19 protein-coding genes are annotated in these 23,287 nt (G+C 69.1%); 6 read left to right on the top strand and 13 right to left on the bottom strand.

Annotation, left to right across the window (positions count from 1 at the left end):
• Positions 1-44: 44 nt before the first annotated feature.
• The 6 genes from AOZ06_RS14495 to AOZ06_RS14470 are packed head-to-tail and all read right to left on the bottom strand — an operon-like array spanning position 45 to position 6,542.
• Entirely contained in the window at positions 45-1,166 is a 1,122-nt protein-coding gene (locus AOZ06_RS14495; protein ID WP_236952225.1) for a hypothetical protein, read from the bottom strand.
• A complete protein-coding gene (locus tag AOZ06_RS14490) occupies positions 1,163-2,437 on the bottom strand; it encodes a glucarate dehydratase family protein (protein WP_054289873.1) in 1,275 nt (424 codons plus the stop codon). Before AOZ06_RS14490 ends, AOZ06_RS14495 begins: the two co-directional genes overlap by 4 nt.
• 3 nt (positions 2,438-2,440) lie before the next feature.
• The gene (locus AOZ06_RS14485) at positions 2,441-3,346 is read right to left on the bottom strand and encodes a 5-dehydro-4-deoxyglucarate dehydratase (RefSeq protein WP_054289872.1); all 906 of its coding nucleotides are present in this window, start codon (positions 3,344-3,346) and stop codon (positions 2,441-2,443) included.
• Positions 3,347-3,370: 24 nt separating this feature from the next.
• On the bottom strand, positions 3,371-4,276 hold the full coding sequence (locus AOZ06_RS14480) for a carbohydrate ABC transporter permease (protein ID WP_054296645.1): 906 nt from the start codon (positions 4,274-4,276) through the stop codon (positions 3,371-3,373).
• The gene (locus tag AOZ06_RS14475; protein ID WP_063810035.1) at positions 4,273-5,235 is read right to left on the bottom strand and encodes a carbohydrate ABC transporter permease; all 963 of its coding nucleotides are present in this window, start codon (positions 5,233-5,235) and stop codon (positions 4,273-4,275) included. The genes AOZ06_RS14480 and AOZ06_RS14475 overlap by 4 nt, the downstream gene beginning before the upstream one ends.
• Positions 5,232-6,542, bottom strand: a complete 1,311-nt coding sequence (locus tag AOZ06_RS14470) for an ABC transporter substrate-binding protein (protein ID WP_218921991.1) — start codon at positions 6,540-6,542, stop codon at positions 5,232-5,234. The genes AOZ06_RS14475 and AOZ06_RS14470 overlap by 4 nt, the downstream gene beginning before the upstream one ends.
• A 199-nt stretch (positions 6,543-6,741) precedes the next feature.
• Here AOZ06_RS14470 and AOZ06_RS14465 point away from each other — a divergent pair, with 199 nt between their 5' ends.
• Genes AOZ06_RS14465 through AOZ06_RS14450 form a run of 4 tightly spaced genes read left to right on the top strand, consistent with a single transcriptional unit; the run spans position 6,742 to position 10,763 of the window.
• A complete protein-coding gene (locus AOZ06_RS14465; protein WP_218921990.1) occupies positions 6,742-7,542 on the top strand; it encodes an IclR family transcriptional regulator in 801 nt (266 codons plus the stop codon).
• A 50-nt stretch (positions 7,543-7,592) separates the two neighbouring features.
• Complete coding sequence (locus tag AOZ06_RS14460) at positions 7,593-8,417, top strand: NAD-dependent epimerase/dehydratase family protein (protein ID WP_083471686.1); 825 nt, start codon at positions 7,593-7,595, stop codon at positions 8,415-8,417.
• Positions 8,414-9,919, top strand: a complete 1,506-nt coding sequence (locus AOZ06_RS14455; RefSeq protein ID WP_054289870.1) for an aldehyde dehydrogenase (NADP(+)) — start codon at positions 8,414-8,416, stop codon at positions 9,917-9,919. The genes AOZ06_RS14460 and AOZ06_RS14455 overlap by 4 nt, the downstream gene beginning before the upstream one ends.
• Before the next feature lie 31 nt (positions 9,920-9,950).
• Positions 9,951-10,763, top strand: a complete 813-nt coding sequence (locus AOZ06_RS14450) for a hypothetical protein (RefSeq protein WP_236952224.1) — start codon at positions 9,951-9,953, stop codon at positions 10,761-10,763.
• An 8-nt stretch (positions 10,764-10,771) separates the two neighbouring features.
• On the opposite strand, the gene AOZ06_RS14445 is transcribed toward AOZ06_RS14450, so the two are convergent.
• The 5 genes from AOZ06_RS14445 to AOZ06_RS14425 form a co-directional block, all read right to left on the bottom strand.
• Positions 10,772-12,220 carry a sensor histidine kinase gene (locus AOZ06_RS14445; protein ID WP_054289868.1) on the bottom strand — a complete coding sequence of 483 codons (1,449 nt, stop codon included), beginning with the start codon at positions 12,218-12,220 and terminating at the stop codon, positions 10,772-10,774.
• The gene (locus tag AOZ06_RS14440) at positions 12,220-12,936 is read right to left on the bottom strand and encodes a response regulator transcription factor (protein ID WP_236952222.1); all 717 of its coding nucleotides are present in this window, start codon (positions 12,934-12,936) and stop codon (positions 12,220-12,222) included. Before AOZ06_RS14440 ends, AOZ06_RS14445 begins: the two co-directional genes overlap by 1 nt.
• 51 nt (positions 12,937-12,987) lie before the next feature.
• A complete protein-coding gene (locus AOZ06_RS14435; protein WP_054289867.1) occupies positions 12,988-14,994 on the bottom strand; it encodes an ArnT family glycosyltransferase in 2,007 nt (668 codons plus the stop codon).
• Complete coding sequence (locus AOZ06_RS14430; protein ID WP_054289866.1) at positions 14,991-16,226, bottom strand: bifunctional glycosyltransferase family 2/GtrA family protein; 1,236 nt, start codon at positions 16,224-16,226, stop codon at positions 14,991-14,993. Before AOZ06_RS14430 ends, AOZ06_RS14435 begins: the two co-directional genes overlap by 4 nt.
• 63 nt (positions 16,227-16,289) lie before the next feature.
• Positions 16,290-18,155 (bottom strand): glycosyltransferase family 39 protein, encoded by a 1,866-nt coding sequence (locus AOZ06_RS14425; RefSeq protein ID WP_054289865.1) that lies wholly within the window; start codon positions 18,153-18,155, stop codon positions 16,290-16,292.
• A gap of 182 nt (positions 18,156-18,337) precedes the next feature.
• Between AOZ06_RS14425 and AOZ06_RS56225 the strand changes: the two genes are divergently transcribed.
• On the top strand, positions 18,338-18,658 hold the full coding sequence (locus tag AOZ06_RS56225; RefSeq protein WP_157233017.1) for a hypothetical protein: 321 nt from the start codon (positions 18,338-18,340) through the stop codon (positions 18,656-18,658).
• Between the two features lie 70 nt (positions 18,659-18,728).
• On the opposite strand, the gene AOZ06_RS14415 is transcribed toward AOZ06_RS56225, so the two are convergent.
• Together AOZ06_RS14415 and AOZ06_RS14410 are read right to left on the bottom strand one after the other, a co-directional pair.
• Positions 18,729-21,458: a bifunctional acetate--CoA ligase family protein/GNAT family N-acetyltransferase gene (locus AOZ06_RS14415; protein ID WP_083471685.1), complete on the bottom strand. Its 2,730-nt coding sequence runs from the start codon at positions 21,456-21,458 to the stop codon at positions 18,729-18,731.
• Entirely contained in the window at positions 21,427-22,611 is a 1,185-nt protein-coding gene (locus tag AOZ06_RS14410) for an acetoin utilization protein AcuC (RefSeq protein ID WP_054289862.1), read from the bottom strand. Before AOZ06_RS14410 ends, AOZ06_RS14415 begins: the two co-directional genes overlap by 32 nt.
• A gap of 23 nt (positions 22,612-22,634) precedes the next feature.
• Between AOZ06_RS14410 and AOZ06_RS14405 the strand changes: the two genes are divergently transcribed.
• A complete protein-coding gene (locus AOZ06_RS14405; RefSeq protein WP_054289861.1) occupies positions 22,635-23,285 on the top strand; it encodes a hypothetical protein in 651 nt (216 codons plus the stop codon).
• The last annotated feature ends 2 nt before the right edge of the window (positions 23,286-23,287 follow it).

Genomic DNA, 23,287 nt, shown 5'->3' with positions numbered 1-23,287 from the left:
TGTCGCTAGGTGTCTCATGCACCAAGGACGGAACCACCCCCGGGTCAGGTTGCACGCAAAGCGGCGATCGCCTCACGGACCGCGTTCAGCCTGGTCCCGGACGCGAGTCCGGCGTGGTAGAGGTGGAATTCCTCGACGCCTTCCTCGGCCAGTGCCCGCAGTTCGGCCAGCATCGACCGGCCGTCGGCCGGTTTGGGTGGCAGGGCCAGCACGTACCCGGCGATCCGGGTGTCCGGGGCGAGCTTGCGCAGCGCCTGGATGTTCGGTGCGCTCGCCGCAGGGCCCGGCCAGGCCATCGCGACCAGCGCGTCCACCTCGACGCCCAGGTCGGGCGCGACGGTGGCGAACGGGCCGGTGGCCAACGGGTCCGAGTTGGCGTGCACGATCACCCGGACGCCCGGCGCCCGTTCCCTGATCCGATTCACCAGCAGTTTCCGCAGGTCAGCGGCTACACCGGCGCGGATGCCCGTGATCTGCGCGTCGAGGGGCACCTCGTCGGGCTCACCGGCGTCCACGGCCGCACGGATCTGCTCGCGCAGCGCCGTGGCGTCCGGGTACCTGGCCGTGCAGCCGGCGCAGAAGCACACCGACAGCAGGTTCTGCCGGATCGGGCCCCAGTCGCCGCCCTCGGTCTTCTCGTGGTGGCCACCGTGCACGAACCCGAGCGCGCCGCACGCCTCCAGGACGATCCCGTCCGGCTCGGCCAGCGCGATGATCTCCTCGACCAGTGTCAGGCAGTACTCCACCACGTCCTGGTTGGACGGGCACAGCGCGTACGGGTACCGGTCGCCGAAGGCGTTCACCACGGTCAGGTCCGGGTGCAGGTCGCCGAGGCGGCTGGAGTGCGTCAGCACGGTCCACGCGTACACCGGCAGCCCAGCGGCCTTGAGCGCGTCCCGTGCCGAACGGTAGGAGTCCGGCGCGACCCACGACGGCTCCGCCGGACGCAAACGCTTGCCCTGCCATACTTCGTCACGGACCGGCAGGTAGAACGCGGCGTGCCGGGCATCAACCAGGCGGTGCTCCGGGTGGAGCGGTGTCGCGGCACGCACGGTGTGGTACGCCGCCGCCAGCGCGACAGCGTCCACACCCAGCTCGGCATACCGCGCGGCAGCGCCCGGATCGCCCACCACGTCCCACGGATAGACGTGAGCGACGCTCTTCACCAACGGGGACGCCTCTTCTCGTACTCGGGGTCGAACCTCTGCATGTAGCCGGTGTCGTCGCGCTTGAGCAGGCCGCACGTGCGGTAGTTCTCGGCCAGCCTGGCCAGCACGTCCCGGTCCAGCTCGATTCCCAGGCCGGGCCCCGCAGGCACGGTCAGCGAACCGTCCTTGAACGACAGCACACCCGCCTTGACCACGTCGTCGGCCGCGTTCCACGGGTAGTGCGTGTCGCACGCGTAGGTCAGGTTCGGTGTGGCCGCCGCGAGGTGTGTCATCGCCGCGAGGCTGATGCCCAGGTGGGAGTTGGAGTGCATGGACAGGCCGATGCCGAACGTCTCGCAGATCGCGGCGAGCTTGGCCGACCTGGTCAGGCCACCCCAGTAGTGGTGGTCGGACAGGATGACCTGCACCGCGTTCTGTTCGACCGACGGCGCCAGGTGCTCGAACGAGACCACGCACATGTTGGTGGCCAACGGCATCGGCGCGGCCTTGGCGACCTCGGCCATGCCCTCGATCTCCGGCGACGGGTCCTCCAGGTACTCGACGATCCCGTCCAGTTCGCGCGCGACCCTGATGCCGGTTTCCGGTGTCCACGCGGCGTTCGGGTCGAGCCTGAGCGGGGTGCCGGGGAACGCCCCGCGCAGCGCCTTGATCGCCTCGATCTCCTGCTCCGGGGCGAACACCCCGCCCTTGAGCTTGATCGACTTGAAGCCGTACTGGTCGATCAGGTGCTTGGCCTGCGCGACCACACCGGCCGGGTCGAGCGCCGCGCCCCACTCGTCGGGTTCCTCGTCGCCCAGTTTCGCGGTGGGGTGCCCGGCCCACTTGTAGAACAGGTAGGCGCTGTACGGGATCTCGGTGCGCACGGCGCCGCCGAGCAGGTCGACCACCGGGCGGCCGATGGCTTTGCCTTGGATGTCAAGACAAGCGACCTCGAACGGCGAGTACACGCGGTCCACTGTGCCCGGTGCGGAGAAGTTCCCGGTCAGCCCGTGCGTGTCGGAACCGGTCACGCCACCCAGCGCGGCCGCCACCCGCTGGTGCATCGGGCCGAGCGCGAACGCGTCCAGCCCGATCAGCGAGGGCACGACCGCCCGCAGGCGCTCGATGTGCGCGATGTCGCCGTAGGTCTCGCCGAGGCCGGAAACGCCTTCGTCGGTGTGCACTTCGACGATCGTGCGCAGCGCCCACGGCTCGTGCACGCCCGCGGAGTTCAGCAACGGCGGGTCGCGGAACGCGACGGGCGTGAGGACAATCTCGGTGATCCGCACAGATCAGCCCTCCAGGGCGGCACGCCCGGCTGCGATGATCCGGTCCAGTTCCGCCAGGTGCTCCGGCGACGGGTCGATCAGCGGTGGCCGGACGCCACCCACGTCGAGTCCTGCCTTCGCGACAGCGGCCTTGACCAGCGAGACGGCGTAACCGGGCACCTTGTCGCGCAGTTCGACCAGCGGCCAGTAGAAGTCCGTCAGCAACCGGTTGGTCCTGGCGGTGTCGCCTGACGTGACCGCCTCGTAGAAACCGAGCGAGATGTCCGGCGCGAAGCAGAACACAGCCGACGAGTACAGCTCGACACCGATGCCGCGGTACGCGGGCACGGTCAGCTCCGCTGTCGGCAGCCCGTTGAAGAACTGGAACGGCTTGTGCACCCGCGACCGGATGGCCAGCACGAGCCGCTGCATCTGGTCGATGTCACCGAGCCCGTCCTTGAGGCCGATGACGTTGGGCAGGCAAGCAACCTGTACGGCCGCCTCCGGGGTGAACACAGCATTGTTACGTTGGTAGACGATCGTAGGAAGGTTGCTTGCCTGGCTCACCTCCTCGACGTACCGCACCAGACCGGCCGGTGGCGAGGAAACCAAGTAGGGCGGCAGCAACAGCAGCCCGTCCGCACCCGCGGACTGCGCTGCCACCGCGAACTGCTTCGCGATCGGCAAGGGACCACCGGCGCCCGCGAACACGGGCACCCGGCCCGCGGTCGCCTCGACGGCCACCTTGACGACCTGTTCGAACTCTTCGACGTCCAACGCGTTGAACTCACCGGTCCCACACGCCACGAACACCCCGCCGGGTCCGGCGGCGACGCCGTGCTTGACGTGCTCGGCCAGCACGTCCACAGCGACTCCCCCGGTGGCGTCGAAGGGGGTCACCGGGAAGAACAGCACTCCATCCAGTTGCATACTGACCTCAATCTCGACCGGCGATCAACCCTTGACCGCACCTGTGGTTATCCCACGCAGGAACGACTTCTGCAGCGACAGGTACACAATCAGACTGGGTACCAACGCAAGCAGCGCGCCTGCCAGCACGATGCCCGGCCCCACCTCGATGTCCGACCGCAGATCCGCCAGTGCGACGGTCAGCGTGTAGTCGGCGGGGTCGTTGGCCACGATCCGGGGCAGCAGGTACTGGTCCCAGATCATGTTGAAACCGAACACCGCGATCACGGCGAGCGCCGGCCGGCACAGCGGCAGGATGATCTGCGCGAACACACGCAGCTCACCGGCGCCGTCCACCCTGGCCGCCTCCTCCAGCTCGACCGGGATCTCCTTCATGAACTCCGTCATCACGAAGATGGAGAAACCCCACGCGCCGAGGGGCAGGATCACCCCGAGCAGCGTGCCCCGCAGGTTCAGCTCGAACACCGGCAGGTCACCGATCACCAGCGACAGCGGGATCGCGATGACCTCCTCCGGCAGCATCATCGTCGTCAGGATCAGCAGCAGCACGATCGCCTGGCCACGGAACTTCTTGCGCGCCATGGCATACGCGGCGAACACACTGACCAGCAGCTGCACCAGCAACGCGCCACCGGCGATGAACAGCGAGTTGGCGAAGTAGCCCCAGAGGTTCTTCGCGCCCGCTTCCTCGTAGTTCTGCAGGGTCGGGTTCCCCGGCAGGACCGACAGCTGCGTCGGGTCCCGGTTGACGTCGAAGGCGCCGGAGAACACCGTGATCAACGGCCCGGTGAAGATCAGGATCGCCAGCACGCACAGCACGATCCGGATCGCCCTGCTGGCGTAGGCGTTGCGTGCCGTCGACCAGCCGAGCGCGGTGTCCAGCCGGGACGAGACCCCGGGCCTGCGCCGGGATCTCACAGCGCTTGTCATCGGGCCTCCCTCGCTCGGCGCCACACCTGGACGATCACCGTGAGCACGAACGTCACCAGGAACAGCATGACCGACGCGGCCGACGCCACGCCTATGTCGTTCTTCTCGAAACCGCGGGAGAACACGGTCGTCATCCACACCGACGTCGACCCGGCGGGGCCACCGCCGGTCAGCACGTACACCTCGGTGAACACCCGCAGACCGCGGATGGCCGCCAGGGTCAGCAGGATCGTGATCACCGGGCGCAACGCGGGCAGCGTGACGTACCACAGGCGCTGGAAGACGTTCGTGCCGTCGATCGCCGAGGCCTCGTACTGCTCGCGGTCGATCCCGGCCAGACCGGCGAGGATCAGCACCATGTCGTAGGGCGCGTGCTTCCAGATCCCGACCACCATCACCGACACCAGCGACGAGTCCGGGTGGTCGAGGAACATCGACGGCCCCGCGCCGACCCACGACAGCACGTTGTTGAGGAAACCGTTGGGGTCGGGGAAGTACAGCACCCGCCAGATCTCACCGACCACCGCGGTCGCGGCCACCACGGGCAGGAACACCGCCGAGCGCACGAACCACAGCGACTTGGCCTGGCCCTCGAGCAGCAGCGCGAGGAAGAAGCCGACGATCATCGCGCCGAAGGTCTGGCCGAACGCCAGCACCACCGTGTGGTACGCGGCTTCCTGGAACGCGGTGTCGTCCAGCGCGGCCGCGTAGTTGTCCATCCCCACGAAGATGTCGCCGAGGAACGGCTGCACCTTGTACATGCTCAGCCGGATGCCCTCGGCCATCGGGATGAACTTGAAGTAGAGGAACAACACCAACGCGGGCGCCAGGAACAGCCACGGGATGACCGGCCGGTGCCAGTAGCGGCCCCGTCCCGGCGGGCGCACGGTGACAGCGCTGTCCCGGGCGGGCCCGCGCTCGCCCGGGACAGCGGCTGCTTCGGAGGAGGCAACCGTCACTGGGAGATACCCTGCGTCGACAGTTCCTTCTTCAGTTCACCGGCGAGCTTGCCCAGCTCAGCCTTGGTGTCCGTGGTGCAGGTGAAGATCTTGTTCAGCGACTCCGACGTCTTCTGCCGGAACGGCTGGAAGTTCGGCACGGCGGGGAACGGACGGCCCGCCGACTCGTAGACCTGCTTGGTGGTGTCCCAGCGCGGGTCGTTGAGCACGGTCTTGACGTCGACGTTCTTGTTCACCGGCAACCGCACGACCGGGGTCTCGCCGGCGTTGACCTTCATGCCCATCTGCTGGGTCTCCGGCGTGAGCATGTACTCGACGAGCTTCTTCTGCCCGGCGGTGCTGGCCGATCCGGCCATGATGTACATGTTCTCGCCCTCGCCGAGCACGGTGTCGCCGGCTGAGCCCTTCGGCGACTGGATGACCTCGTACTTGTCCTTGCCGAGGTTCTTGTCGAACCGGCTGAACAGGTACGGGCCGGTGGCGTAGATGCCGACTTTGCCGGTCTCGAACAGCGGGTGCGCGTCGTTGGTGGTCAGCGTCAGCGCGTTGGGGTTCATCACCTTGCTGTCGCAGAACAGGCCGCGCATCCATTCGACGGCCTTCTGGCTGTCGGGCGAGTCGATGGCGACCGAGAACTTGCCGTTCCCGTTGTCCTTGAGCACGTCGCCGCCGTCCTGCCAGAGGAAGTTCGACGCCCACCAGAGCGTGTAGCCGCGGTCGGTCGTGCCCGGGGCGAGGATGCCGTACGTGTCGGCCTGGCCGTTGCCGTCGGGGTCCTGCGTGGTGAATGCCTTGGCCAGGTCGAGCAGTTCCTCGTGGGTCTTGGGCACGGGCTTGCCGAGCTTCTCCCGCCAGTCCTTGCGGATCAGGGTCACGTTGGCCTGCGTGGACCACGGCACCGCGTGGAACTTGCCGTCGGAGGTCTTGGCGTTGCCCCACGCCCGGTCGCTGACGTCCGTGCCACCGGCGAGCGAGGTGCGGTCGACCTCGCCGACCAGGCCCTGCTGGGTGAACACCCCGAGCGAGCCGGTGTCGGTGATGACCAGGTCGGGCAGGTCCTTGTTGGCGGCGCGCTGCTGGATCTGCTTGTCGAAGTCGTTGAAGACGGCCTTGTACTCGACCTTGACGCCGGTCTTCTTGGTGAACTCCTCGAATATCCTGGTGTAAACCTTTGCACTCGAGTCCTGGCTGCGGGTCCACACCTCGAGCGGTGCGTTCGGGTCGCCCTGCGGGGCGGAGGGAGACGTCGATGTGCCACAGCCGGTCAGCACGGCGAGGAAAGCTGTGGCGGCAGCGGTCCGTTTCAAACCGCTTGACCTGGGCGTTCTTACAGACGAGCGCGAGACTGCGGTGTCCGGCATTGGAACACTCCGACCTACTGGAGGGCGCTGACTTTCACATATGCGAAGTTCGATCGTACTTGTGAACCCGCGACCGGGACTGTAAGAATCGACCGCGACTACTGTCAAGGTCGTGTGACGGGGTTGTTGCCAAAGGAGGACCCAAGTGGCGGTCGACCAAGCCCGTGAAACCGCGGGCCAGCCCACCCGGCCAGCCGCCGTGAAGTCGGCCGACCGGACGGTGGAACTGCTCGAGGCGCTCGCGTCCTCGGAACGCAGGCTGACGCTGACCGAACTGCACCACGAGCTGAGCTACCCGAAGTCCAGCCTGTACATGCTGTTGCAGACGCTGGTCGCCCGCGGCTGGGTCGAGGTGGAGCCCGCGAGCGGCACGTACGGCATCGGCGTGCGGGCCCTGCTCGTCGGTACGTCCTATTTGGACCACGATCCGGTCGTGCAGGTGGCCATCCGCGTGATGGAACACGTGCGGCGCGAGGTCAACGAGACGGTCCACCTGGCTCGCCTCGACGGCGGCGACGTCGTCTACCTGGCCAGCCGGGAGTCCGAGCACCACCTGCGCGTGGTGTCGAGGGTGGGCCGCAGGCTGCCCGCGCACTCCACCTCGCTGGGCAAGGCGCTGCTGGCCGAACGCCCGGCGGCGGAAGTCGACTCCCTCCTGCCGGAGAAGATGACGCCGCTGACGCCGAACACCGTGATCGACCGCGCGGCGCTGCACGAGCAGCTGGCCAGGTTCCGTGCCGCCGGATACGCGCACGAACGCGAGGAGAACACGCCAGGACTGGGGTGTTTCGCCGTGGCGCTGCCGTACCGCGACCCGGTGATCGACGCGATCAGCTGCTCGGTGCCGCTGGGCAGGCTGGACACCGGCCACGAGAACCAGGTCGTGACCGCGCTGCTCGAAGGTGCCAAGACGATCACCGAACTGCTGCGCCAGTTCGGCCGCTGACCCACCGCCGAGTCCTCCGCCGCCGCGAGAACCGAAAGGGATAGAAGAACGTGACCCAACGCATCCTGATCACCGGAGCGGCAGGAGGGGTCGGCACGCTGATGCGTTCCCGGCTGGCCGCCGACGATCGGATTCTGCGGCTGCTGGACATCGCCGAGCTGCCCGCGGCCGACGCGGGCGAGCAGGTGGAGATCATCCAGGCGTCCATCACCGACATGGACGCGATGGAGAAGGCCTGCGCCGGTGCCGACGCGGTGATCCACCTCGGCGGGCACAGCCTCGAACAGGTCTGGTCCAAGATCCTCGACGTCAACATCAACGGCACCTACGTCGTCCTGGAGGCGGCACGCAGGCAGGGCGTCAAGCGCGTGGTGCTGGCCAGCTCCAACCACGCGGCCGGCTACGTCGAGAAGTCGCGTGGCGAGGCCGGTGACTACGAGTTCCCCCGCCCGGACACCAACTACGGCGTCAGCAAGGTCGCGCTGGAGGCGCTGGGCAGCCTGTACGCCGACCGCTACGGCCTCGACGTCGTCTGTGTGCGGATCGGCTCGTGCTTCGAGAAGCCCAAAGACGTGCGGATGCTGTCGACGTGGCTGTCGCCCGCCGACGGCGCGCGGCTGTTCGAGGCGTGCCTGGCCACGCCGGCGCCCGGCTTCCGGGTCATCTGGGGCATCTCGGACAACACCCGCCGCTGGTTCTCACTCGACGAGGGCCGCAAGCTCGGCTACGAGTCCCAGGACGACTCCGAGGCCTACGCGGCCGAGGTGATCGCCGAGCACGGCGAACTCGACCCGGAGTCGCACGCGGCGCGCTACCTCGGCGGCGCGTGGTGCGGCCCCGACTTCAACACAGCTGAGAAGGAGGCAGGACGGTGACTGTGCAGGGCTACAACCCGAGGACCGGGCAGCCGTACGGCGACCCGCTCCCGGTTACCTCGGACACCGAGGTGGACCGGCTCTGCGAGGCCGCGCACTCGGCTCACCTGGCCTGGTCGGGCTGGACGGCCGAGGCCAGGGCGAGGGTGCTCGACCTGGTGGCCGACCGGCTGGACGGCGAGTCCGACGCGTTGATCGCGGTCGCCGACGCGGAGACCGCCCTCGGTGTGCCGAGGCTGACCACCGAGCTCAAGCGCACCACCAACCAGCTGCGGATGTTCGCGGACGTGCTGCGTGAAGGCAGCTACGTCGACGCGATGATCGACTCGCCGAACACGGACATCATCCCGCCGCGCCCGGACGTGCGGCGGGTGCTGCGGCCGCTGGGCGTGATCGCGGTGTTCTCGGCCAGCAACTTCCCCTTCGCGCTGTCCACAGTGGGTTCGGACACCGCGTCGGCGCTGGCGGCGGGCTGTTCGGTCGTGGTCAAGGGCCACTCGGCGCACCCGAACACCACGCACGAGACGGGCCGCGTCGTCACGGCCGCGCTGAGCGAAGGCGGCGCGCCGGACGGGCTGTTCTCGGTCGTGTACGGCACCCAGTCGGGCATCCGGCTGGTGCAGCACCCAGTGGTCAAGGCAGCCGGGTTCACCGGTTCCATCGGCGGCGGGCGCGCGCTCTACGACCTGGCGAACTCCCGGCCGGACCCGATCCCGTTCTACGGCGAGCTGGGCAGCGTCAACCCGACCGTGGTCCTCCCGGCCGCGGCCGCGGAACGCCCGTCGGAGATCGCGGCCGGTTTCGCGCAGTCGGTCACGATGGGCGTCGGCCAGTTCTGCACCAACCCCGGCCTGGTGTTCGCCCCATCGTCCATTGTGGACGAGCTCGGCAAGGCGGTGACGGACTCCACCGGCGGCGCGATGCTCAACGAGCGGATGTGCGACTCGTACCGCTCGGCCGTGGACACGCTGTCGGACAGCGACTTGGTGTCCCTGGTGGCCACCGGCAGCGCACCGGGCGACGCGTGGGCGGGCAAGCCCGCCCTGTTCTCCGTGCCGCTGGAGACCTTCGAGGCCAACCTGGAAAAGCTGACCGAGGAGAACTTCGGCCCGTCGGCGCTGGTGGTCACGTACTCGGACGTCGCCGACGTGCTGCCGGTGCTGTCGCGGCTGCCCGGCACGCTGACCGGAACCGTGCACGCACAGCCGTCGGAGAACTCCGACGCCGCCGCGGTCGCGGACGAGCTGCGCAAGATCGCGGGCCGGTTGATCTACAACGGCTGGCCGACCGGGATCGCGCTGGCGTGGGCGATGCAGCACGGCGGCCCGTGGCCCGCGACGACGAACGCGAGCCACACGTCCATCGGTGTGCCGGGTATCTACCGCTGGCTCGCGCCGGTGACGTACCAGACCTGGCCGGACGAGCTGCTCCCGCCGGAGCTGCAGAACGACAACCCGCTCGGCATCACCCGCCGCAGGGATGGAGTATTGGGAAAGCACTGACTTTCAGGTTCCATGAGGAGCTATGACGTCAGTGTCCAGACGGGCACTGCTCGGCGCGAGCGCGGCATTCGCCGCGCCGGGCAGTGCCACTGCTACCGGGGTCGAGATGCCGTCGGATCCCTACCTGCCGACAGCTCCGCACGCGATCGAGGCGGAGACGTTCGCGCAGTACCTCAATCTCCCGTCCTGTCCCCGTGGCAACAACAGCTACAAGCAGGACGGGGCTCCCAACGTGCTGACCTGGGGCGCGCCCGGCGAACCCGGTACGTGGTTCAACCAGTCGCAGTGCGCGTCGTTCCTGACCGGGCTGCTGCGCCGCACGTACCCCGATGTCGCCACGCCCCAGCACTTCGAGACCTGCTTCGGGTCCCGCAGCCCCAACGCCAGGCAGTACCGGCAGGCCTTCGCCGCCGGGATCCCGCGCTGGAGAACGCTCACGCGGCTGGCGGACCTGCGCGCCGGGGACCTGATCGCGATCGACTACGCCAACGGCCAGCCCACCCAGACCGGTCACATCGTGCTCCTCCGGCGGATCAAAGGCACGTACGTCGCACCGAACCCGTCGCTGAACTTCCCCGGCGAGACCCAGTACGCCGTCGAGGTCATCGACTGCACGTCGGATCCGCACGGCGTGCCCGGCGTCGGGAACTACGCGGCGTACCCGGACATCCGGCTGGTCGAGGGCGGGGACGACCGCGCGGGCGTGGGCTTCGGGCACATGATGTTCTACGTCTCCACCAGCACAGGGGTGTTCACGCGGTATCGCTGGAGCGTCAACACGTCCTCCAGCGGCACGTACACCGTCGCGCAACGCCCCATCGCGGCGGCCAGGTTCACCGGCTGAGGCAGCGGCTACGGCAGCGGCAGCAGCACGGTGAACCGGGCGCCCTCCCCCGCCGCTGTCCGGAGTTCGACCCGGCCGCCGTGCGCTTCCAGGATCGCCGCTGTGATGGCCAGTCCGAGCCCGGTGCCGCCGCGTCTGCGGGACCGGGCCTCGTCCACGCGGTAGAACCGGTCGAAGACGTACGGCGCGGCCTCCAGCGGGATCCCGGGGCCTTCGTCGATGACCTCGAGGACCACCCGGCCGCGGGATTCCAGCGTGCCCGCCACCGCGACCGGGGTGTCCTTGCGGTGGGACGCCAGACCGACCCGCACCTGGATCTCGCTGTCCGGCGGTGTGTGCGTCATCGCGTTGCTGATCAGGTTCGTGATCACCTGGCGCATCCGGTGCTCGTCGGCTGTCACGCGGATCGGTTTGCGCGCGCACTCCACGATCAGCCGCCGGTCCGGGTCGCGGGCGCGACCGTCGTGCACCGCGTCCTCCACGAGCGTCCTGATGTCCAGCTCGGTGAGGTCCAGCGCGCGTTCCTGATCCAGCCGCGCCAGCAGCAACAGGTCCTCGACCAGGAGGCCCATCCGGATCGCCTCGCCTTCGATCCGGCTCATCAGCCGGTCGACGTCCTCGCGTTGCGGCGCGCCACCGCGCCGATGCAGTTCCGCGAAACCGCGGATGGACGTCAGCGGGGTCCGCAGTTCGTGCGAGGCGTCCGCGACGAACCGCCGCAGCCGGGTCTCCGACTGCTCCCGTTGCCGCAGCGCCGAGGACAGCCTGCCGACCATGGTGTTCAGCGCGCCGCCGAGCCGGCCCGTCTCGGTCCGCGTGTCCGAGTCGACTCGCCGGTCCAGGTCACCGCCCGCGATGTCGTCCGCGGCCCGCTCGATCTTGGTCAACGGCCGCAGACCCAGCCGTACCAGCATGAAACCGCCGCCGCCGATCGCCAGCAGCAGCGCGACACCGACACCGGCCTCGATCCAGACCAGCCGGGTGACGGTGGTGTTCGTGTTGTCCATCGACTGCGCGAGCATCACGATGCCGGGCCCCGCGCCGGGCGGCGCACCCTGAGGTGGCTGCCGCAACCGGACCAGCACCCGCCACGGCGAGCCGCCTTGCCTGTCGTCGGCGAAGAACGGCTCGGTGCCGACCTGGCCGATGGTCTGCGCGGTGAGGAACGGCAGCATCGGACCGGCCAGAACGGTGCCACGAGCCAGCCCGCCGTCCGCGTGCAGTTCGAGGAAGACGAACTCGGTGGGCAGGTTGTCGGCGTTGCGCCTGCCGTTCGATGGCGGGCCCAGTCCGCGCGGTCGTTCGATCAGGTCTTTGAGCTGGTCGTCGATCCGGTGGATCATCGACTCCCTGATCAGCAGCACGCTCGCCACCCCGAACACGGCGAGCCCGACCGTGCCGAGCAGGAGGAGCACCACCATCAGCCGGGTCCGCAGCGTCCACGGGCGGCGGCTCATCAGCTGGCCCGTTCGTCCCTGGGCAGCCGCAGCGAGTAGCCGACACCGCGGATCGTGTGGATGAGCGCAGGCTCCACCGAGTCGATCTTGCGGCGCAGGTAGCTGATGTACGACTCGACGATCCGGCCGTCCCCGCCGAAGTCGTAGTTCCACACCCGGTCGAGGATCTGCGGTTTGCTCACCACCCGTTCGGCGTTGACCATCAGGTACCGCAGCAGGTTGAACTCGGTCGGCGAGAGCTGCACGAGCCGTCCGCCGCGGTGGACCTCGTGCGCGTCCTCGTCCAGCACGAGGTCCGCGTACCGGAAGGTGCCGTCGTCGCGCGGTGCCTCCGCGCCGCCGTTGGTGCGGCGGAGGATCGCTCGCAGGCGCAGCACGACTTCCTCCAGGCTGAACGGCTTGGTCACGTAGTCGTCACCGCCAGCGGTCAGCCCGGCGATCCGGTCCTCCACGGCGTCGCGTGCGGTCAGGAACAGCACCGGCAACCGGTCCTGGACCGTGCGCAGCGCGCGGGCGAGGGTGAAGCCGTCGGTGTCCGGCAGCATCACGTCGAGGACCACGATGTCCGGCCGGACCCGCCGGGCCGCGGCCAGCGCTTCGGTCCCGCAGTCCGCCGCGTGCACGACGAACCCGCTGAGCCGGAGCGCGGCCGACAGCAGCTCCAGGATGTTAGGTTCGTCGTCGACCACGAGCACGGTCGGATGCTGGGTGTCCACTTGACCAGCGTCAACGACGAACCTGGGAACAACCTGGGAACACGCTGTGAGTCATCCGCCGGTGCACTCGTGCAACTGCTGGTTGCCCGCGGTGAGCACCTGCCTGCAGTTCTGCTCGACCCATGTGGACACTTCACTGGACTCACCGAGCATCCCGCCGCCCCGGCCGCCCCGGGCATTGCCGAGGACGAACCTCAGCTTGCCCTCCTTGACCCAGGTGGACAGTTGACTCGTCGACGGCGCCGGGTCACGGCCGCTGAAACCGCCCATGCTCACGATGTTCTCGTCGGTCGCCATGATGTACGGCACAGCGGCCTGTGCACCGCCCTGGATCGCCACCACGTACTCCGCGCCGCCCGAGTGCGCCTTGGCGTAGTCCACGATCTTCTGCTGGTCGGGAGTGAGCGTGCCGTTCGCCGCTCCGGGGCCGCCACCCGGGGGCGGGAGCATGCCGGGCGGCGGGGTCGTCACTCCGGGTGGCAGGCGGATGGCGAAATTGCCGCCACCACTGTTGCCGCCCGATGGCCCGGCCATGGGAATCCCGGCATTGCCCTTGGCCGCCCACGCTCCGGCACCCGACCACACACCCGGCGCCAGCAACACCGCGACCAGACTGAACACAATGGCCAGACGCTTCGCCTTGCGCAACAGCAGGACCAGGACCGTCAGCGCGGCAACGCCCAGAACCGCCCACCTCAGCCAGCCGTTCCACGCCGTGTCACGGGAGATGAGCACCCACGCCCACGCCGCCGCGACCACCACACTCGCCGGCAGCACGAGCCGGCTCAACCCCTGGGGCTCGCGGTACATCTTGACAGCCCACCCTGCCCCCGCACCGACCAGCGCACCGATCGCGGGCGCCATCACGGTCGTGTAGTACGGGTGGAAAATGCCTTCCTGCAAGCTGAACACGAGTGCGTTGACCACCAGCCAGCCGCCCCACAGCACCCAGCCCGCCCGCCGCGCGGTGTCGGCAGGAGCGAACCGGCGGAACCGGCGGAAGCCCAGCACAGCGGCGACGACGAGCGCGATCAACGCCAGCGGGAGCAGCCAGCTGATCTGACCGCCGACCGCCTCACCGAACATCCGGCCGGGGCCGGACTCGCCCCCGAACGCGGCGCCGCCGCCCGGTCCACCGAAAACCATCTCACCGCCACCGGAACCACCACCGGGTGGTGGCCCCATGGTCCGCATCCCGCTCCCGGGGCCGTCACCGCCGAACACGCGACCGAGTCCGTTGTAGCCGAGCACGAGGTCGAGCGCTGTTCCGTCCGCGCTGCCACCGATGTATGGCTTCTGTCCTGGCCACAGGTCCACGACGGCCACCCACCACAGTGAACCGACCAGCAGGACCACAGCGGCACCGGCGACGTCGAACAGCTTGCGCCGCCAAGTCGCCCTGCTCCCCGCCAGGTAGGCCGCGACGAACGCGGGCACCACGATCCACGCGGCCAGCATCTTGGCCAGGAACCCGCAGCCGATCAGGAAAGCCGCGAACCACAACCACTTCGTCCGTGTCCTGGCCTCAGCGGTTCTCATCGCCCGGGTGAACGCGTACGCTGCCGCGACGAGCGTCAGCACGAGCATCGCGTCGGTGTTGTTGGTCCGGTTCGTGACCACCGTGATCGGGGTGAGCGCGAAAACCAGCGCGGCGACCAAAGCGGCGTTCTCCCCCGCCCACATCCGCACCGCCCGGTGCAACAGGAAGATCGCCGCCACTCCCTCGATCACCTGCGGCAGCAACACCGCCCAGTCGTGGTACCCGAAGATCCACACCGAGATCACCTGCGGCCACAGCGCGAGCGGCGGCTTGTCCACAGTGACCACACCGGCCGGGTCGAACGAACCGAAGAGGAAGTTGGTGAAGCTCGTCGACATCGACTTGATCGCGGCGGTGTAGTACCCGTTGCCCCAGCCGCCGTTCCACAGCGCTGACGCGTACAGGACACCACCGGTCACGAGTATCGCGACGAGCGCGTACCGGTGCCATCGCGGCGGTGCTGGGCCGGAGCCGGCCACCTCGACGTGTTCGGCGTGCCCGACAGTGGCGGCGGTCATGGTTTTCCCTTTCCCTGTTTGAAGACCCAACCCCGGAGCAGCACGAACCGACCGGCGGTGCCCAGCAGCGACGCGCCGAGCAACACGGTCAGTTCCAGCATCCTCCCCGGTTCGGGCACGGCCGAGTGCAGCACGAGCAGCGCGGCCGACGTGAACGCGTAGTACAGGCCGAAGACGACGAGCCCCTGGAAGTGCACCCGGCCCGACGGACCGCCGGCGCCGAGGAAGGTGAACCGCCGGTTGGCCTCGGTGTTGACCATGGTCGTCACGATCAGCGCGAACAGGTTCGCCAGCAACGGGTCCATCACCGGCCGGAGCGTCGCGTACAGCAGCAACGTGACCGCCGTGGACACAGCTCCGATCGCCCCGAACGACAGCAGTTGCCAGACCAGGGCGGTGTCCCTTCTGGACACGACGGCGTCCGGGTGCGCCGGGCTCGGCTCGGGCCGCCGTGGCAGGTCGTCGACGCGTGCGGCACCGCCCGCCTTGGCACGGGCGACTCGGACCAGGCCACGGATGTCCGCCAGCGCCGTCGGCCCGATCCGGACGCGGGTGTCGACGTCCTCCACCCAGTCAACCGGGACCTCGTGCACGCGCAAACCGTTGTGCTCAGCCAACAGCAGCAGTTCGGTGTCGAAGAACCAGTTGTCGTCCCGAACGTGGTCGAGCAGCGGCCGGATCACCTCCGCGCGCGCGGCCTTGAAGCCGCATTGCGCGTCGCTGAACTTCGCGCCGTGGCTGAGCCGGATGAGCGCGTTGTAGCAGCGGGAGATCAGCTCACGTTTCGGGCCCCGCACGGTCCGCGCGCCCGGCGCGAGGCGTGAGCCGATCGAGATGTCGGAGTGGCCGTTGACCAGGGGAGCGACCAACGGCAGCAACGCGTCCAGCCCAGTCGACAGGTCGACGTCCATGTAAGCCACCACGTCGGCGTCGCTCCACTGCCACGCCGTGCGCAACGCCCTGCCGCGGCCCTTCTCGTCCAGGTGCAGCACGCGGACGCGGTCGTCGGCCTCGGCCAGCTCGTCAGCGATCGCGAGAGTGCCGTCGGCGCTGGCGTTGTCGACGATGGTGACGTTCCACTGGAACGGAAACTGTTCGTCCAAGTAGGACCGGAGCACGTCGATGCAGCCGCGCAACGCCCGTTCTTCGTTGTACACCGGGATGACCACGTCGACCGTGACGGTCCTGGTGGCGCTCTCCGGCGGTCTGGCCGATGCCTGGGTGCCAGTCATGACTACAGGTATGCCGTGCGTAACCGCGAGCACCCTGGGCGTGAGCTCAAAGGAAGCTGGGAGTCATCCCGCGGTGCACTCGCCGAGCCGCTGCGCGCCCGCGGTCAGCACGGGCGCGCAGTTGCGCCGGATCCAGTCCGCCCGCTCACCCGGCATCGGGTCGTCACCACTGGCTTCGCTGTCGGTGAGGATGAATTTGAGCTTGCCCGCACGGACCCAGGCGGCGAGTTGGTCCACGCTCGGCGCCGGGTCAGTGCCGCTGAAGCCACCGATCCCGACCACCGTCTCGTCGGTGCCGATGATGTACGGCGTCACGCCCTCCGCGCCGCCGTCGACCGCCATGACGATCTCGGCGCCGTCCGAGCGTGACTTGGCGTAGTCCAGGATCCTCCGCTGATCGCCGCTGAGGATGCCCGCACCCCGGCCGCCACCCATCGCCCAGGCGGGCAGCATCATCTTCGCGGGCGGCCCCGCCGCCGGGATCCAGGGATTGCCGGGGCCCGCGAACGCCCCGATGCCCGACCAGACAGCCGGGGCGAGCAGCACAGCGACCAGACTGATTACGACGGCCGCCCGGTTGAGCCCACGCAGCACCAGGAGCCCGATCGCGATGGCGGCGACGCCCACGACCGCCCACCGCAGCCAGCCGTTCCACGCGGTATTGCGGGAGATCAGCACCCACGCCCACACCGCCGTGATCGCGACGCCGGCGGGAAGCACGAGCCAGCCCGCCTTGGCGGATTCGCGAGACACGCGTACCGCCCACACCGCTGCGGCACCGACCAGCGCGCCGATCGCGGGCGCCATCACGGTCGTGTAGTACGAGTGGAAAATGCCCTTCTGGAAGCTGAAGACGAGTGCGTTGACAACGAGCCAACCACCCCACAGCACCCAGCCCGCACGCCATGCCGTGTCGGCGCGAGCGAACCGGCGTACCCCCAGCACGGCAGCGACCACCAGCGCGATCAGCGCCAACGGCAGCAACCAGCTGATCTGACCGCCGACGACCTGGCCGAACATCCGGCCAGGCCCGGTCTCGCCGCCGAACGCCGTGTTGCCGCTGGCGTCCTGCATGCCGCCGACCTCACCGCGGAACACGCGGCCGATTCCGTTGTAGCCGAGCACGAGATCGAGCGCTGTGCCGTCCGAACTGCTTCCGACATAAGGCTTCCGCCCCGGCCACAGGTCCACGACGGCCACCCACCACAGTGAACCGACCAGCAGGACCACAGCGGCACCGGCGACGTCGAACAGCTTGCGCCGCCAAGTCGCCCTGCTGCCCACCAGGTAGGCCGCGACGAACGCGGGCACCACGATCCACGCGGCCAGCATCTTGGCCAGGAACCCGCAGCCGATCAGGAAAGCCGCGAACCACAACCATTTCGTCCTGCTCTTGGGCCCCTCCGCCCGCACAGAACGGGCGAGGGCGTACGCGGCGGCGACCAGCGTCAGCACGAGCATGGTCTCGGGTTTGTTGGTCCGGTTCGTGACCACCGTGATCGGGGTGAGCGCGAAAACCAGCGCGGCGACCAAAGCGGCGTTCTCCCCCGCCCACATCCGCACCGCCCGGTGCAACAGGAAGATCGCCGCCACTCCCTCGATCACCTGCGGCAGCAACACCGCCCAGTCGTGGTACCCGAAGATCCACACCGAGATCACCTGCGGCCACAACGACAACGGCGGCTTGTCCACAGTGACCACACCGGCCGGGTCGAACGAACCGAACACGAAGTTCGTGAAACTCGACGACATCGACCGGATCGCCGCGGTGTAGTACGTGTTGCCCCACGTGCCGCTCCACAGCGCCGAGGCGTACATGACTGCGCCGATGACGAGGATCGCGGCAAGCGCGTACCGGGGCCATCGCCGGGACGCCTGCCCCGGATCGATCACCTCGACGCGGTCAGACCCGGCGGTGGCGGTAGACATACCCGCAAGTATTCCCTGCGTAACCAGAAGAGCACAGGGTGCGATCGGACCAAGTCCGAGACTCCTTCGCATCCATTGATCGTTCACGTGCATGAACTTCAATCACATTCTTGACCAGGGCTGCGGTCGTGGCTTAACTTTCACTCACCCTGCAGCGACGGTCCTCGACGAGGAGGAGCCAGATGCGCACACGAGAGCGCTTGACCCCCGCGATGCTCGCCATCGCAGGTCTGCTCGTTGTTGTCGCCGCGACTGCGCTCATCACCGACGGGCCGCGCACGCAGGTCACGTTCATGGCAGCCGCCACCCTGCTGCTGGCCATGACGATGTCCACCGGGCGTGCGATCAGCGGGAATCCCGCTCAGCACCCGACATCCGGAGCAGGAGAACGATCTCCGGCCGCACTGGCGGCCGGTCAGGGACGCGGCGGCCAGCCGGGTCCCTCCTCAGACGGGGGCTCGTTCAGTCTGGCGGCGGGAGCGAGCCCCCTCCCACCAGGATAGCGGAATCACCCCGCACCGCGTGAGTGCTCCGAACCGTCCTGCCGGTCAGGAGCACTCACGCGGGTTCCGGCTAGTCGGTGGTCCGCAGCCGCCGCGGACCGGTGTCGTGCCGCGACGGCGGCGGCCCGACAGCGACCCTCGCATAAACGACACTCGCCCCGATTTCGGACGCCACAACGGGTTCCAGCTCGAGCCTGCGCACCTCCGGCACGTCCTCGGCCAACGCGGCCACCCGCAGCACCAAGTCCTCCAGCGCGCCGAGATCCGCCATCGGACTGCCGCCGTAGCCCGCGAGCAACGGCGCCGCTTTCGGGGCGCGCACCAGGTTGGCGGCGTCCGCGTCGGTCATCGGGATCGACCGGTACGCCCGGTCCCCGAGCAGATCGTTGACCACACCGGACAGTCCGAACGAGACCAGCGTGCCGAACGACGGGTCGTCCTGCAGCCCGATCACGCACGACGTCCCCTTGGCCACCATCCGCTGCACGTACACAGTGTCCACTCCGGATACCTGACGCAGGTCCGTGTACGCCGCGCGCATGGTGTCCGGGCTGCTGATGTCCAGCCGCACACCGACGAGGTCGAACCGGTGACGCAGCAGCGTGTTGGACGCCTTCGCGGCGACGGGGAAGCCCAGCGCCTCGGCCGCCGCCGCCGCCTCGCCCGCACTGCGCACGATCTTGAACGGCGCCACCTCGATGCCGTAGAAACCCAGCAGCCGCACGACCTGTGCGTCCGTCAGCCACTCGTCACCGTCGTCCATCACGGCCCGGACCAGCTCGCGTGCCGGATCGACCCGGATCCCCTCCGGCCGCACGAGCGTGCCGCGAGGCGCGGACCGCCAACGGGCATACCTGGTGACCCTGGCCAAGGCGAGCACCGCACGTTCAGGACTGGGATACGACGGGATCGAGCCACGCCCCGGCGAACCGTCCGGCCCCGGCACCGCCAGCTCCGCCGGGACACCCTCGGCGGCGAGGAACGTCGACACGATCGGTTTGCCGTGCCCCTCCGCCAGCCCGGCGACCGCCTCCCGCAACTCACGGGCGTACGTCGTCCCCGGCACGGCCAGCGGTGGCACGAAAACCACCACCAGCGCGTCGACGTCGTCTCGCAGCAACGCCTCGCGGACCGCCGCGGCGAACTCGGCCGGACCCGCCTGCGGCCCCACGTCCACCGGCTCACCCGCCAGCTCCAGACCCTGCGCCAGCGCGGTGTCCGCGGCGAGCACCCCGATCGCGGTGGAGTTGCCCACCACGGCGATCCGGCTGCCCTCCGGCAGCGGCTGGTGCGCCAGCAGAAGCGCCGTGTCGAACAGCTGCGCCAGCGACTCGACCCTGATCACACCGGCCTGTTCGAACACCGCCTGCACACTCGGCTCGTCGACCTGCACGGAAGTCGCGGCGAGCGCGGGCGAAACGGCGTTGCGCCCGGACTTCACCGCCACGATCGGTTTCGTGCGGCCGAGCCTGCGGGCCAGCCGCGCGAACTTGCGCGGGTTGCCGAAGGACTCCAGGTACAGCAACACCACGTCGGTCGCCGGATCCGTCATCCAGTACTGCAGCATGTCGTTGCCGGACACGTCAGCCCGGTTGCCCGCCGAGACGAACGTCGACAGGCCGAGGCCACGCGAGGCGGCGTCGGCCAGGATCGCCGTGCCCAGCGCGCCCGACTGGCAGAAGAAACCCGTCCGCCCCAGACCAGGCAACTTGGGCGCGAGGCTGGCGTTGAGCCGGACCGCGCGGTCCATGTTCACCACACCGAGCGCGTTCGGGCCCACCACGCGCATGCCGTGCGCCCTGGCCTCCTCGGCCAGTTTGCGTTCCGCGCTGCGGCCCTCGTCGCCGATCTCGCTGAACCCGGACGTCACCACGACCAGCGCCTTGACGCCCTTGGCCAGGCAATCGTCCAGCACCTCGTTGATGCTCGTCGCGGGCACCGCCACCACAGCGAGGTCGACAGGGTCGGGAATGTCCAGAACCCGGCGATACGCGCGCACCCCCCGCACCGCCGGGTGTTCGGCGTTGACCGGGAACACCGGGCCGGCGAAGTTCGCCGACAACAGGTTCGTCAGCACCGCGTAGCCGACCTTGGTCGGATCGGTCGACGCCCCGATCACCGCGACCGACTTCGGATTCAGCACATTGTGGACACTGCGGGCCTCGGCGGCCTGCTCGCGGGAGCGCGCCACCGCGACGGACTCCTCGGTCGGGTCGATCGCGAACTCCAGGTGGATCACGCCGTCCTCCAGCGCGCGGCTGACCTGGTACCCGGCGTCCTTGAACACCCGGACCATCTGGCCGTTCTCACCGAGCACCTCGGCGGTGAACCGCTTGAGCCCGCGCTCCTGCGCCGCGGCGGCGAGGTGCTCCAGCAGGATCGAACCGATCCCGCGGCCCTGGTGGTCGTCCTCCACCACGAACGCGACCTCGGCCTGGTCCCCGGGGTTGTCCCCCACCTTGAGCCGCTCGTACCGGCCGACCGCGATCACGTCGTCGCCCAGCATCGCCGCGAACCCGACCCGGTTGCGGTGGTCGAGCGTGACGAAACGCTCCAGGTCACGCGGTGGGATCCGGGGATACGCCCCGAAGTAGCGGAAATAGCGGGTGCGCTCGGACAACCGGCCGTGGAACGCGACGAGCCGGTCGGCGTCGTCCGGCGTGATCGGTCGCAGGTGGACGGTACCGCCGTCCGACAACACGACGTCCGCCTCCCAGTGCCGCGGGTAGTCGTACGGATCGAAGTCGCTGGGGTTCACTGTGGGCTTCTCAGTCTCTTGGGTCGGCCGGGTCCAGGCCATGCAGCGGGAACACCGCCTGCCGCACGTCCCGGATCACCGCGTCGACCGGTTCGGTGGTGGCGCCGTCCCACGGCTTGTACTGGACGTCGGCGCCGTCGCCCATCGTGCTCGGCAGCGTCGCGTTCGGTGCACGGCGCAGCACGTCGTTGACCCAGTCGCGCGGCAACGGCGTCGCCGGGTCGATGTCGCGGTCGAGGACCGTGGCGATCAGGTGCGTCCACGACCGGGGCACCACACGCAGCAACTGGTAGCCGCCGCCACCCATCGACAACCACTTGCCGCCCGCGTACTGGTCGGCCAGCGAGCGCAGCGTCCGGTAGGTCTCGCGGTGGCCGTCCACGCTCAGGTGCAGCTCCGCGAGCGGGTCTTCCTCGTGAGTGTCCACACCGCACTGCGTGACCAGCACGTCCGGCTGGAACTCCTTGAGCAGCGACGGAACCACGGCGTGGAAAGCTCGCTGCCACGCCGGGTCACGCGTGAAGGGCGGCAACGGGATGTTCACCGAGGTGCCCTGCGCGCCGGGCCCGCCGAGCTCGGTCACCCGGCCGGTCCCGGGGAAGAGCGTCATCGGGCTCTGGTGCAACGAGATCGTCAGCACGCGCGGGTCGTCGTAGAACGCGGCCTGCGTGCCGTCACCGTGGTGCACGTCCACGTCGATGTACGCCACACGTTCAGCGCCGTTGTCCAGCAGCCACGAGATCGCCACAGCGCAGTCGTTGTACACGCAAAACCCGGCCGCACGGTCGCGCATCGCGTGGTGCAGCCCGCCCGCGATGTTGATGGCACGGTTCGTGGCCCCCGACGCGATTCGCTGAGCGGCCAGCAACGACGCACCGACCACCAGCGACGTGGCCTCGTGCATGTTGGAGAACACGGGGTTGTCCGGCGTGCCGAGGCCGTGGCCGACGTCCCAGCCCACCATCGGCGCCTCCCGCACCGCGGCGATGTACTCCGCGTCGTGGATCCGCCCGATCTCCTCGTCGGACGCGGGCTCCGGCCGCAGCGGCTCGACGCCGTCCAGCACACCGAGCTGCGTGGCCAAAGCCATCGTCAGCTCGAGCCGGACAGGGTTGAACGGGTGGTCCCCGCCCATGTCATAGCCCAGAAGTGCGGGGTCCCACACAACACTGCTGCCGGAAGCTGGCGTACCCATGGCACAACACTAGTCTTAACGCCGTGATCCGACGGTTCGTGTGCGCGGCGGCACTCAGCGCGTTCGCCACGGCGTTGACAGCCACGGCATGCACCGCGTCCATCACAGGCACCCCGATGGCCGCCGCGCCGACTGTCACGGACTCCGCGGAACCGGACGTCACGACGACCCCGGAAGAGCCGTACCCCACGCCGCCGTCCGACCCCACCAGCACCTCACACCCCAGCATGCCCAGCAGCACCAGGACTTCCGAGCCGCCGCCGACCATCGCCAAGCGCAAGACGATCACCGTCGCCCCGGCATGCTCCACTTTCGTCACGCCCGCGGCGATCGGAAACGTCACAGGCACGAACGCGACCGCTGAGCCTGAGGACAAAGGGTTCTGCAGCTACACGCTCACCCGGTCGGGCAATCCCGCGGGCATCGCGCTCGTCGTGCTCACCGCCGGCCTGGAGACCAAGGGCACCACGCCGACGACGTTCGAAGGCAACACCGCGCACCGGCTCAGCACCGCCGACACCACGTGCGACCTGCGGATCGCACTGACCGACGACCAGTCGGCGCGATACCGGGTGCTCTGGGTCAGCCTGGTGCTGACCGGCCACACCGAGCCGGTCTGCGCGGCCGTGGACAAGCTGGCGGCGCAGGTGTTCGCCAAACTGCCGGACAGCTGAGG

Source organism: Kibdelosporangium phytohabitans, from assembly GCF_001302585.1.
GTDB classification, from domain to species: domain Bacteria; phylum Actinomycetota; class Actinomycetes; order Mycobacteriales; family Pseudonocardiaceae; genus Kibdelosporangium; species Kibdelosporangium phytohabitans.
Note: the sequence above shows the minus strand (reverse complement) of the source record. Positions and strands in the feature narration are given on the sequence as shown.

Bases quoted from the DNA above. Each gene is read 5' to 3' on its own strand.
- AOZ06_RS14415 (WP_083471685.1), bottom strand. From the start codon at position 21,458: ATGGCCTGGACCCGGCCGACCCAAGAGACTGAGAAGCCCACAGTGAAC.
- AOZ06_RS14445 (WP_054289868.1), bottom strand. From the start codon at position 12,220: ATGAGCCGCCGCCCGTGGACGCTGCGGACCCGGCTGATGGTGGTGCTC.
- AOZ06_RS14485 (WP_054289872.1), bottom strand. From the start codon at position 3,346: ATGCAACTGGATGGAGTGCTGTTCTTCCCGGTGACCCCCTTCGACGCC.
- AOZ06_RS14410 (WP_054289862.1), bottom strand. From the start codon at position 22,611: ATGGGTACGCCAGCTTCCGGCAGCAGTGTTGTGTGGGACCCCGCACTT.
- AOZ06_RS14425 (WP_054289865.1), bottom strand. From the start codon at position 18,155: ATGTCTACCGCCACCGCCGGGTCTGACCGCGTCGAGGTGATCGATCCG.
- AOZ06_RS56225 (WP_157233017.1), top strand. From the start codon at position 18,338: ATGCGCACACGAGAGCGCTTGACCCCCGCGATGCTCGCCATCGCAGGT.
- AOZ06_RS14435 (WP_054289867.1), bottom strand. From the start codon at position 14,994: ATGACCGCCGCCACTGTCGGGCACGCCGAACACGTCGAGGTGGCCGGC.
- AOZ06_RS14480 (WP_054296645.1), bottom strand. From the start codon at position 4,276: ATGACAAGCGCTGTGAGATCCCGGCGCAGGCCCGGGGTCTCGTCCCGG.
- AOZ06_RS14430 (WP_054289866.1), bottom strand. From the start codon at position 16,226: ATGACTGGCACCCAGGCATCGGCCAGACCGCCGGAGAGCGCCACCAGG.